Below are 12064 nucleotides of genomic sequence, written 5' to 3' on the forward strand. Positions count from 1 at the left end.
GGGGCAATTGGAATTCGTTTTCAATTGCCTTTTTTATTGATTAAGGTCATGATGAATTGAAAAAATGCTTTAAGGAATTAGTAGAACAAGTACAATAAGTAAACAATAAATAACCATAGGGCCGGGACAAAAGAAGCCCCCGGTTCACAAACACAAGAAGTATGAAAATAGTAACAAAAACAATGGATGCCGGTAACGGTAGACAAATTTCGGTAGAAACAGGAAAACTAGCCAAATTATGTGACGGATCTGTAGTAGTAAAATCAGGTGGGACAATGATTTTGTCAACCGTGGTTTCTGCTAAAGAAGCAAAAGAAGGGGTTGATTTTTTACCTCTCACAGTAGACTACAAAGAAAAATTTGCATCAGCCGGAAAATTCCCCGGTGGATATTTAAAACGTGAAGGCAGACCATCAGATGACGAAGTATTGGTCATGCGTTTAGTTGACCGCGCTTTGCGTCCTTTATTTCCGGATGATTATCATGCAGACACGCAAGTGATGATGCAATTGATTTCGTTTGACGGAATTCACATGCCTGATTCGTTGGTTGGTCTTGCTGCCTCTGCCGCTATCGCAGTTTCTGATATTCCTTTTGGCGGACCAATGTCAGAAGTGCGCGTTGGACGTGTGGATGGCAAATGGATCATCAATCCAACATTTGAAGAATTTGATAAATCTGATGTGGATGTCATGATTGCCGGCACCAAAGAAAATATTGTGATGCTTGAAGGTGAAATGAGAGAAATTTCTGAAGCTGAAATGATTGAAATTATCCGCATTGCACATGAGGCAATTATTAAACAATGTGATTTCCAATTAGAGTTGGCATCAGAAGTTGAGAAATCAAAAGTAAAACGTACTTATAGTCACGAAACGCATAATGAAGATGTAAAGAAAAAAGTGCACGAATTCTGTTTTGAAAAATGTAAAGCAGTTGCCCGCATGGGACTTACATCAAAAGAAAAACGCGGAGAACTTTTCAGTGCAATTAAAGATGAATATGTTGCCTCTCTTACACCTGAACAATTAGAAATTGAAACACCATTCATTGGAGTTTATTTTTCAAAAACAAAAAAAGAAGCTGTACGCCGGGTAATGTTAGATGAGCAAGTACGTCTTGACGGAAGAAAGATGACAGAAATTCGCCCAATATGGTCAGAGGTTGATTACATTCCAACTGCACACGGTTCAGCAATTTTTACACGTGGTGAAACACAATCACTCACAACATTAACCTTAGGCGGAAAATTGGATGAGCAAATGGTAGATAATGCAACTGAAAAACGATATGATAAATTTATTTTGCATTATAACTTTCCTCCATTCTCAACCGGAGAAGCAAAACCAAGCCGCGGTGTTTCACGTCGTGAAATTGGACATGGTAACCTTGCTTTGCGTGCATTGAAAAACATGATTCCTGGTCCGCTTGAAAGTCCTTACACTATTCGTTTGGTATCAGATATTCTTGAGTCAAACGGTTCATCATCTATGGCCACAGTTTGTGCAGGTACACTTGCTATGATGGACGGTGGTGTACAAATGAAAAAACCGGTTTCAGGTATTGCAATGGGTTTGATCACTGATAATACTGGAAAATTTGCTATCCTTTCAGACATCCTTGGTGATGAAGATCATTTAGGTGATATGGATTTTAAAGTATGTGGTACAAAAGACGGAATCACGGCTTGCCAAATGGATATTAAAATTGACGGATTGCCTTATGATATGCTTACACAAGCATTGAATCAGGCTCGTGAAGGACGTTTGCATATCTTGAATGAAATATTGAAAACATTAGATAAGCCGCGTGCAGAATTTAAATCACACGCACCGCGTATTGAAGGATTTCTTGTACCGAATGATTGCATTGGTGCGATCATTGGACCCGGTGGAAAAATTATTCAGCAATTACAAAAAGATACCAATACAACCATCACCATTGAAGAATTGCCGGGCACAGGAGAAGGAAGTGTTCAAATACTTGCAACCAACGGAGATGATATGAAAGAAGCTGTTAGACGCATTAGACTGATCGCTTTCCCACCAACAGTTGAAATTGGACAAGAGTATGAAGGAAAAGTAAAATCAATTCAATCATACGGATGTTTCGTTGAAATTTTACCGGGAACAGATGGTTTGATTCACATATCAGAATTAGAACACCGTCGTCTTGAAAAAGTAGAAGAGGTAGTGAAAGAGGGAGACATACTGAAATTCAAAGTTATTGGTCAGGATGAAAAGACCAAAAAATTCAAATTGTCTCGTAAAGTGCTTTTACCAAAACCTGAAAAGGCAGAAAATTAATAGTCAATCATTTTTTAATAAGTCGCGATTTCCAGTGATGGGAATCGCGATTTTTTTTTTCCTCACTCCTCTTTCCTCTCTCCACAAGAGAGAGGAGGTGACGCAATCTCGCACTTTTCGGAAACAATTGTGTTGTAGCCTTCCTGTCCTTTGGAGAGTGCTGAGGAGAGTAGAGTAAGTGACGTTACCGCGCACTTTTCGGAAACAATTACACTCTGCCCTAAGCCCTAAGTCCTAAGCCCTAAGCCCTAAGCCCTAAGCCCTAAGCCCTAAGCCCTAAGCCCTAAGCCCTCAACACCCCATCGCAACCGGCACACGTAAATAAGTTGTCTCATTTTTTTTGCTGTCTTGATGTTGATAGCGTATTTTAAAAATGTAGTTGCTTATGCCAATTGAGCAAGGATATTCTCCAACTTTTTTAACGTGACGGATGTGATCTGACCAAACTGATCCGTATAATTTTTTTACCTCTGATCGTACTTCTGACATAGGTGTATCAGGAAAAGGTAATTCGAGATTTGCATCGTCATCAGGATGCACGTTAAACGCAAAGGAAGTACAATTACTAATGGTATCAGCCGGTAGATCACAAGTGCCTTCATAGATGAGGCGTTGCCATTCAGTGGCGCCATGTTTCCAATTGATCATGTCATAATGTGAACCTTCAGCCTGAATGGTGATGCTTGTTTCAAGACAATACGAAATTGTTTTGATGTCAACTAAATTACTTTGAATACATACTTTTTTATTATCCAACGTAAGATTAAATAGATGAGATTCTGTTGGCACCCACGAAAAATCTATGGTGGTGTCATTTTTTTCTGCTTTTAAAACATCGGCAGAATCTGATGAGAAATATTGAACCTCTTTTACTGCCTGTTCATAGATTGTATCTTCTGCATGGATGACATCTTTATCTTGATTATTTTTTGGATCATTTGAAGGACTGCAAGAAATAAACCAGCAGAGTGATATGACAATATAAATCTGTTTCATAGACCGAATCTACGCCAATCGGATAGAAGCAATCCAACAAAATGAAGCAGAATCATGCCCGAATTATTATGCGGAATTAAGCGGCTATTATTTGATCCTTTTGTAGCTTTGAGAAAAAAATCGTCATGGCAAAAATCAACTGGAAGACAGCTATTGAATTTGAAGATATCACATACAAAAAATGTGACGGCGTTGCACGCATTGCATTTAATCGTCCGGCGGTGCGTAATGCATTCAGACCAAAAACAACGGCAGAATTATACAAGGCACTTTATGATGCGCAAGAAGATACTTCTATCGGGGTGATCTTGTTAAGTGGAGAAGGACCATCACCCAAAGATGGAAAATGGGCGTTTTGCAGTGGAGGTGATCAAAGTACACGTGGGCACATGGGGTATGTTGGTGATGATGGTATGCACAGACTGAATATTCTTGAAGTACAACGCTTAATTCGCTTTATGCCAAAAGTGGTGATAGCGGTTGTTCCCGGATGGGCAGTTGGCGGCGGTCACAGTTTGCATGTGGTTTGTGATTTGACTCTGGCAAGTGAAGAACATGCAATTTTCAAACAAACTGATGCGGATGTAACTTCATTTGATGGTGGCTATGGTTCAGCGTATCTTGCAAAAATGGTTGGTCAGAAAAAAGCAAGAGAAATATTTTTTCTGGGTAGAAATTATTCAGCCCGTGAAGCTTATGAAATGGGTATGGTTAATGCTGTTATTCCCCATGCTGAATTGGAAGATACTGCTTACGCATGGGCGCAGGAAATTCTTGCCAAATCACCAACTTCAATTAAGATGCTGAAGTTTGCCATGAATTTAACGGATGATGGTATGGTTGGTCAGCAAGTATTTGCCGGTGAAGCAACACGCTTGGCATACATGACAGAGGAAGCAAAAGAAGGTCGTAATGCATTTCTTGAAAAGAGAAAACCAAATTTCAAAAACATCAAGTGGATTCCGTAGTTGATTAAAAGATCAAGGAGCAAACGAAATCACTTCAACCTCGCGCGCATTTTTTAGCAAGCGAACCCAAATCAGTTTTCCATCAGAGAGAGTGATGAGATTACTTCCGTCACGGTTAATTGGGCTGTCAGGCATTTTGTAATCTGACCGTGGCTCTTCATGATAAATGGAGTTGAATATTTCCAAGGTACTTTCTCTTCCGCCGCGTTCATCAAGCAGTAAATATTTGTCTTGGAAAGAATATCGCCCGCTTTGCTTATCAAATTTTGCTTCAGAATAAATCAAGAGAAGATTGTCACCAAGCGGCGCTAATTTTGGATTTACTTCTTCTATCTTGTCTGTTTTTGTGAGTTGTTTTACAACCATCTCTTTACTGTCAAGTGAACATTTTACCAGAAACAAATCATTGTGACCTTTGTTTGAAAGATAATCACCTGTTGCAATATCTGTGCGCGCACCTTGTTCTGTTTCAATAATCACGTACAAAAAACCATTGTACAAAAGCGGTTCACTGAAATGCGTGTCGCCAACATAATTATCACCGGGTGTGCCATCTACTTTATATAAAAGATGATGATAAAATGAGGTGGTATCAACACTATCTGCAGCAATAGTTAAATCAACTTTTGAAAGACAAACTCCTCTAGGCCATGCGTCACCAAGACTTACCAAGTAAGCAAACTGATCATCATGAGTGCTTGCTTGTGCAAAACAATGACTCACGTGAAATAAATCTTCATTATCTTTTTTCAAGATACCATTCTCTAAAGAAAATGTTTTGTACACACCTGATTGAAGTACCTTAAAATCTGGCCAGCGCTTTTCAGAATTCATATAAATAATTCCAAATGTATCTGCAATTTCAAGACATACATTATCACGAGAATAATAATCAAAAACCTGATTTTTTGGAAGCTTTACATTATTTTTTTTAAATACAACTTGAGACAATTCAACTGTTCCATCTGCTTTGTGTTTATTGAGATAAAGACTTGGGTAAATTCCGTAAATCAACATATTATAATCAGTTGAAGAAAGAGAGTAGAAGCCTTTGTCAGAAATGGCTATGTCATGAATAATTTTATCATGAGATACATGTGATGTGAGTTCAAAAGTGCTGTTGACAAAAAATATTTCAGTGCCTTCACTGTGTGCAAATGCCATTACAAATCCTCCATCAGGAGTAGGTTCAACAATTGGATTATTAAAATCAGTACCCACCAAAAACGGAAGTTTAATCACATCATGAGCAGTTTTTGAACTGAGTTCTCCTTTTTGATTTATTTCAGGATGTTCAGATATAAGAGGTTCAGTATAGTACGCGGTTAGCAACATGGAATCAAGATCAGCTTGCGCCTGTAAAAAAGTTTCAGCACTGTAACTTGATTTAATACTGGCGGTGAAGAGTGTTGTTTTATTGATGGTATAAATCAGCGTGAGTTTGCGCATACCTTTATTGTACTCAACTACCGCATGCGTAAAGGCTTTGTTCAAAAATTCATTTGGAGTGTCTCTGAAGCGTTCAATTTCAAAGTTGCTTAATTCTTTTGCCTTGATATAACCCGGTTTGAAAATTGTTTCAAAACTTTCATAAATATCTGCCTTATGACATTCACGAAATTCATACAAGGCATTATTCAATTTAAACGAGTATGAATAATAGTAACAAGCACTGTCAAGTTTCAACCTGTTCCATGCATACGTTGCAATACCGTCTGTGGTGACTATTACTTTATTTCCGGCGGCGGCAGTTGCCGGTACATCAAATGAAACCGTAGACAACACCACGCGATTTGCAGATGCTGCATGCGCAAGTAGAATCAGAATAGTAAAAACAAAAATTCTCACAGGCTAAAGATAATTAATTCATACTTGTTTTATACTGCTTAATAAGGGTTGCCAATTCATTCAAGCGAGTTGTATTGAAATCATCAGCCTTGAAAATGAGATCACATTTTTTGTAAAACGCTTCACGTTCAGCAAGTTTAGCCGCAACATAGTTTCTAAGATTTTCTAAAGAATTGACATAATTTTCAATCAGTGGTCGGGCTTGATGTGCGTGATAAAGTCGGTGTGCCAATACAGGTACTGATACTTCAAGATAGATGGTTATACCTTTTGCTTTCATCAGCTGCAAATTATTTTCAAAGCAGGGAGTGCCGCCACCCGTTGAAATTACTTTTTGGTTATCAGCATAATTGCTGAGCCAAGCTGATTCCAGATTTCTGAAATAGGTTTCACCTTGCGTTTTAAATATTTGCGGAATGGGCATGTTTTCTTCTTTTTCAATTGCACGGTCCATGTCAACAAACTGGTAGTTTAAATGTGCGGCAAGTTTTTTACCAATGGTTGATTTTCCACTTCCCATAAAGCCAGTAAGAAAAATATTCATCATGAAAATTTGAGATTAAGTATGTGTGTTTGAATGTGTGAAAGTTTGGTCACGGGTATGAATTGAATTCACGTCAAAAATAGGTGTTGGCAACTGAAACCAAACGACTTGATGAAATTTTGCCTTTTTTTTTGAAAAAAATTGCAGAATAAAATAAACCAAGTATATTTGCACCCGCAATCGAATAATGATTCTGTAGCTCAGCTGGTAGAGCATATCCCTTTTAAGGATAGGGTCCTGGGTTCGAATCCCAGCAGGATCACAATATTTCCCAGCGGGATCACAAAATGAGAGAATTACACCTCTCAAAATTATTCAAAACCCCGTAAATATTATGTTTACGGGGTTTTTGATTTTATTCAATTCCCATCAAAAAGCAACAAACAACAAATCTCAGGTAACCTATTAGGTAACCTCATTTAACTTCGGTTTCAGGTTACCGAATTTCATAAAAAGCATTGATTTTATTGGATTCAACGAGGGTCAAAATAAACCAAAATTTATTAACCCGTAACCCGGTTCGGTTACCTAAGAAAGTTGAAAAAGCATGAAATTAAATTACACCTTCAATATTTTGTTTTGGCTGTACAAAGCAAAAATGAAAAATAACCTATGTCCAATCTATTTGCGAATTACCATTGACGGCAAACGCACTGAGATTTCCACTAAAAAGTGGGTTGCCATTGATAAATGGAATAATAGTAGTCAATGCGCAAAAGGTAATGGTGACGAAGCGCGAGAAATAAATCAGTATTTAAACCTAATGAAAGGTGATATAGAAAAAATTTATCTCCGGATTACAACTGATGATAGAATTCCAAATCCGGATGAAATAAAAAAGCTCCTTTTGGGTGAAGATCCAAAACCTGTTGTAACATATAAAACGATCATTGAAGCTTTCGATTATCATTACCTCAAAATGTCCGAACTCGTAAAAATTGGCAAAGTGGTTGATAAAACACTTTTGAGATACAAAATAACCAAAAATAAACTCAAAGAATTTATTCAATTCAAATTCGGTGTGGACGACAAACCGCTTCCGGAACTCCGTTTAAGTTTTGTGAGTGAATTCGAACATTTTTTACTTACCAAACATAAGCTTCAAAACAACACCGCACATAAATACATTAAGAATCTCAAAAAAATAATGAACATGGCTGTGGGTCTCGATTGGATTCCCTCCAATCCGTTTAATCAATTCAGGTGCTCATATCACAACCCAACAAGAGAAATTCTCACTCAGGAAGAACTCAATGTAATAATGTCTAAAGAAATTACTACACCGCGCCTGGCAGAAGTCAGAGATGTATTTGTTTTTTGCTGTTATACCGGGTTCGCATACATTGATGTTTACAAATTTGAAAAAGACTCGGTATTGAAGGGAATTGATGGAGAATATTGGTTAAGCATCAATAGACAAAAAACGGGAACCAAAGAAAGCGTTCCACTTTTGCCAATTCCATTGTTGATTATAGAAAAGTATAAAGAGCATGAATATTGCAATTCACACAACAAACTCCTTCCTGTAAACAGTAATCAACGTTACAACGCTTACCTTAAAGAACTTGCGGATATCTGCGGAATCAAAAAGCACCTTACAACTCACACAGCACGACATACATTTGCTACGACCGTTACACTGGCCAATGGTGTTCCTATTGAAACAGTCAGTTCAATGCTCGGCCACAAAGAAATCCGCACAACACAGATTTACGCAAAAGTCATTGAGAAAAAAGTGAGCGAAGACATGAAATCACTTCGCGCAAAAATCTCTCCGCAACTTTCGGAAATACAAGAAATGAAAACAGGGAGTTAAACCGCCTTTGAATGCATAACTTTTAGAAGAGTACAGTAATCTCCACCTCGATTCCATACTGTAGTTTCTCTTCCCCAATAGAAAAAGTGCGCCAAATTACTGCCGTTTTCGATGTATTTTTCATCAACCCAACCAGCCGGTTTTGCACGTGTATACAATGAAACCGTATCACCGGATTTAATCAGTTTCGTTGGGAATCTAAATGCATGTCTGCCGAGATTTACAACATCACCATCATTGTCATAGGATGAATCCATTACAACATAACCTGATACATTGACATCGGATGTTGCAGTTAAAAATAACCTCTCCTTTTCAAGATTACCTTTGTCAATTACTCTTTGAATTTCTAAACTCATTTTTTCCTTTTTAAATTGTTATATGCAAATAATAAACAACTGTTCTTCAAAAATCAAGTTTTAATTTCCATTTTGTCAAAAATTAGGTATAAATACTTAAGAAAATAACGATTGAAATCGATTCAGTAAAAACTCCTAAACTAAGTTTCTGGTATTTTACCGCGTAATACTATAATAATGTTAATTCACTTTCATTTATTCGCTTATATTTGTTTCATTTTGAACGGTTTTAGATAATATTGTAAATTATTTTTAGAAACACAAAAGCCATGTTAATCATCTATGACATCATATTCGGAAAAACTTTTGACGGAACTCGAAGATCAGCTACATTTTATTGCGGTTGAAACCGATGACTTGCTCAAACGAGCTGAATTATCCGTCAGCGTGTGTAACGAAGCACTATTAAAACTTAAAAAGTTCACATTAAAATACAAGTTCAAAGGACAACTGGATGAAATTCTTTTTTTCAAAGAAATCAAACCGAGCTTTTATAGCAAACTCATTTATCACGTAAATGTTTATAATATTGAAACACATAAACCCAATGGAAGTGATGAAACCAAAAGAAAGTACTTGCTGAAAGAACTAAAGGTCATTGAAACTTTCTTCAATAAAAATCTTGATTTCATCAAATATTATCGCACACGTAAATGTTATCTTGATCACAAATATTTCATTCGTGGCAAACATGATTTATCACTTACGCTTGACTCCTTTTTTTTCGAGACTGATCCAAAGTTCAGTACGAGCCACGATTATAAAGTATCACAGATACAAGCCAACGAATTACTCGAGATATTTCTAATCGCAGAATTGACGATCCTGGATTCAAAACAAGATTCATCTCTTTTACAACTTCCAAAAGTCAAATTAACATGGACAGGATCTAAAGCTTCATTGGTTGAGCTCATTTATTCTCTACAATCCGTAGGTATATTTAATAATTCAGCTGCATCAGTTAAAGAAATTGCAAATTATTTCGAAACCGTTTTCAATATCGACTTGAGTCATTTCTATACCACCTTTCAGGAAATTAAAGAAAGGAAAAACAACCAAACTATTTTTCTTACCTCACTACAAAGCGCATTGCAAAAGCGTATTATTGAAAAAGAAGAAAAATTTTCAAGTAATTGAGTTTGTTTGTTTTTAGAAAAAAAACGTTCCCTATGAGGGGTAAATAGGGAAAGTAAAACAACTAGATTGCGCAGTTTTGTTGCCAATTAAATCTATATGATATGGCAGCAACAATTTTGACAACTGAAGATTTGGATATCTTCAAACATGAGTTATTTGATGAGCTCAAAAAAATGTTTAATCATCCCTTAGAGAAAAAGCAGGAGCAAGAAACACCAAAACTCCTAAAATCACATCAGGTACAACGAATGTTGGGTATTTCACCCGGCACACTTCAAAATCTTCGAATCAATGGAACAATTCCATTTACAAAAATTGGAGGAGTGATTCTTTACTCTTTAGAAGATATCAACGCTATAATGCAGCGAAATAAGCGTAACGATTTTTCAAATGGCAAAAAATGATGGCGGAGTAAATTTCATCCGACATCTTTTAAGTATTTCTGAAAAATTTATTGACGACCAACGTTTAAGTCCCTTGCACATCAGTTTGTATTACGCCTTATTTCAATCGTGGAATCTTTCAAAGTTCCGTAATCCGATTTCAGTAAGTAGAGACGAATTAATGCGAGCGTCAAAAATAGGTTCAGCTAATACCTATACCAAATGTTTAAAGGAGTTGGATGCCTGGAAGTATATAAAATATCTTCCATCACATAATCCCTATAAGGGTAGTCAAATTTACTTGTACAATTTTAATAAAACCACTGATAATGGCATTGATATATCTTCTGATAAAAGCTCTAATAAAACTGGCGGTAAAACTCCTGAAAAAGTAGTGATACCTTCTTTAAACAGTATAAACAATACAAATGAATCAAACAGTTTAAACGAACATGAGTCCACACGAAAAAAAAATAGTAGAAAATTTATTGCTGCTGATGGCAATAGATCAAAAACAAAAAAAGTTGTGCAAAAAAAAGAAAATGCCATCCCATGCAAAAGTGAGGGAACTCCAACCTTGCACCAAGTCAAAAAATACTTTGCCGGCAGAACATGGCCGGCCATTGAAGCTGAAAAGTTCTACAATTACTTTCAGAGTAACGGTTGGTTGGTAGGAGGTAAGACCGCAATGAAAGACTGGAAAGCTGCCGCAAATAATTGGATGTTAAACGCTGAATCATTTAATAAAAATGGACCCATCAGAAAACCGTCTGCAGGAAAACTTCACACCTCAACAACTAAAGACTATACAGAGCCTTTATAGCTCACCTTTGAAATGGTTGGAAGAAAAGGGGCGGGAAGTTTACGGAAATCATTTTCGTTTTTTTGAACGAGATAAATTTTTGCTTTTTCAACTTATCTGCTATTTCCTCAAAGATGAAAAACACGCATCACTATTTAAAATCCATTTGCATAAAGGCATTTTGCTTAATGGTCCGGTTGGCTGCGGAAAAACCTCGTTGATGTTTTTAATGCGATTTCTGGAGTCTCAACAAAATCGTTTTGTTTTGAGATGTTGTCGTGAAATCAGTTTTGATTTCATTAAAGATGGATATAATGTCATTCAAAAATACAGTCGAAATAATTTTCAAAAAAATCAACAAATCGTCTACTGCTTCGATGATTTAGGCACAGAAAATAATCTCAAGTATTTCGGAAACGAGTGCAACGTAATGGGCGAAATTCTATTAAGCCGATATGACCTTTTTATTTCTCATAAAACCGTGACACACCTCACCACCAATCTTTCTGCCTCAGAAATTGAAAACGCTTATGGTAATCGGGTTCGTTCACGTTTGCGTGAAATGCTAAATCTCATCTCATTCGAAAAAAATGCTACCGATAAAAGAAGATGAGATTTTGCATTCATGTGCACCTAAAAAATTATGTCTGTGTATAAATGATGAACCTAATTTCCTTCGACAGAAATGCAAAAGACAAACGGAAAATAAGGTTCATTATCTACGTGTACATGTTAAAACAAAAAATTCGCTACTAGCTGCTAAATTTCATCTCATTCAAAAAAAAATCTCTTCATAAAAGTAGATGTGATTGAGCAAACACGATCATAACATCAAAAAAAAATTACAACGCCATACCTACGGCAACAACAATCAACCCTACCTTTGGTGCGGGTGGACCCAATAC

At 36.7% G+C, this 12064-nt stretch carries 11 protein-coding genes and 1 tRNA gene; 8 read left to right on the top strand and 4 right to left on the bottom strand.

All coding sequences use genetic code 11. From position 1 onward, the window contains the following. Positions 1-161 precede the first annotated feature (161 nt). Positions 162-2306: a polyribonucleotide nucleotidyltransferase gene (locus IPH66_06630; GenBank protein MBK7129025.1), complete on the top strand. Its 2145-nt coding sequence runs from the start codon at positions 162-164 to the stop codon at positions 2304-2306. Between the two features lie 291 nt (positions 2307-2597). On the opposite strand, the gene IPH66_06635 is transcribed toward IPH66_06630, so the two are convergent. Then, positions 2598-3302, bottom strand: a complete 705-nt coding sequence (locus IPH66_06635; GenBank protein MBK7129026.1) for a hypothetical protein — start codon at positions 3300-3302, stop codon at positions 2598-2600. Between the two features lie 125 nt (positions 3303-3427). Here IPH66_06635 and IPH66_06640 point away from each other — a divergent pair, with 125 nt between their 5' ends. Continuing rightward, positions 3428-4270, top strand: a complete 843-nt coding sequence (locus IPH66_06640) for a 1,4-dihydroxy-2-naphthoyl-CoA synthase (GenBank protein ID MBK7129027.1) — start codon at positions 3428-3430, stop codon at positions 4268-4270. Between the two features lie 12 nt (positions 4271-4282). Here the strand turns inward: IPH66_06640 and IPH66_06645 are convergent, their stop codons facing one another. Beyond that, positions 4283-6118, bottom strand: coding sequence for a hypothetical protein (locus IPH66_06645; GenBank protein MBK7129028.1), 1836 nt, complete (start codon positions 6116-6118; stop codon positions 4283-4285). A gap of 13 nt (positions 6119-6131) precedes the next feature. Further along, positions 6132-6665, bottom strand: coding sequence for a shikimate kinase (locus tag IPH66_06650; protein MBK7129029.1), 534 nt, complete (start codon positions 6663-6665; stop codon positions 6132-6134). Positions 6666-6851: 186 nt separating this feature from the next. On the opposite strand from IPH66_06650, the gene IPH66_06655 reads away from it, so the two are divergent. Both IPH66_06655 and IPH66_06660 read left to right on the top strand, forming a co-directional pair. Beyond that, positions 6852-6924 (top strand) — tRNA-Lys (locus IPH66_06655). 285 nt (positions 6925-7209) lie between these two features. Continuing rightward, a complete protein-coding gene (locus tag IPH66_06660; protein ID MBK7129030.1) occupies positions 7210-8478 on the top strand; it encodes a site-specific integrase in 1269 nt (422 codons plus the stop codon). Here IPH66_06660 and IPH66_06665 read toward each other — a convergent pair. After that, positions 8475-8837, bottom strand: coding sequence for a hypothetical protein (locus IPH66_06665; protein MBK7129031.1), 363 nt, complete (start codon positions 8835-8837; stop codon positions 8475-8477). The genes IPH66_06660 and IPH66_06665 overlap by 4 nt on opposite strands. A gap of 282 nt (positions 8838-9119) precedes the next feature. On the opposite strand from IPH66_06665, the gene IPH66_06670 reads away from it, so the two are divergent. The 4 genes from IPH66_06670 to IPH66_06685 all read left to right on the top strand — a co-directional run bounded on the left by IPH66_06670 (position 9120) and on the right by IPH66_06685 (position 11772). Next, positions 9120-9974 carry an RteC domain-containing protein gene (locus IPH66_06670; GenBank protein MBK7129032.1) on the top strand — a complete coding sequence of 285 codons (855 nt, stop codon included), beginning with the start codon at positions 9120-9122 and terminating at the stop codon, positions 9972-9974. 101 nt (positions 9975-10075) lie between these two features. Next, positions 10076-10378, top strand: a complete 303-nt coding sequence (locus tag IPH66_06675) for a helix-turn-helix domain-containing protein (protein MBK7129033.1) — start codon at positions 10076-10078, stop codon at positions 10376-10378. Then, positions 10365-11180 carry a transcriptional regulator gene (locus tag IPH66_06680; protein ID MBK7129034.1) on the top strand — a complete coding sequence of 272 codons (816 nt, stop codon included), beginning with the start codon at positions 10365-10367 and terminating at the stop codon, positions 11178-11180. Before IPH66_06675 ends, IPH66_06680 begins: the two co-directional genes overlap by 14 nt. Further along, on the top strand, positions 11107-11772 hold the full coding sequence (locus IPH66_06685; GenBank protein ID MBK7129035.1) for an ATPase: 666 nt from the start codon (positions 11107-11109) through the stop codon (positions 11770-11772). Before IPH66_06680 ends, IPH66_06685 begins: the two co-directional genes overlap by 74 nt. The last annotated feature ends 292 nt before the right edge of the window (positions 11773-12064 follow it).

This window comes from Crocinitomicaceae bacterium (genome assembly GCA_016708105.1).
Classification (GTDB): domain Bacteria; phylum Bacteroidota; class Bacteroidia; order Flavobacteriales_D; family Crocinitomicaceae; genus JADJGJ01.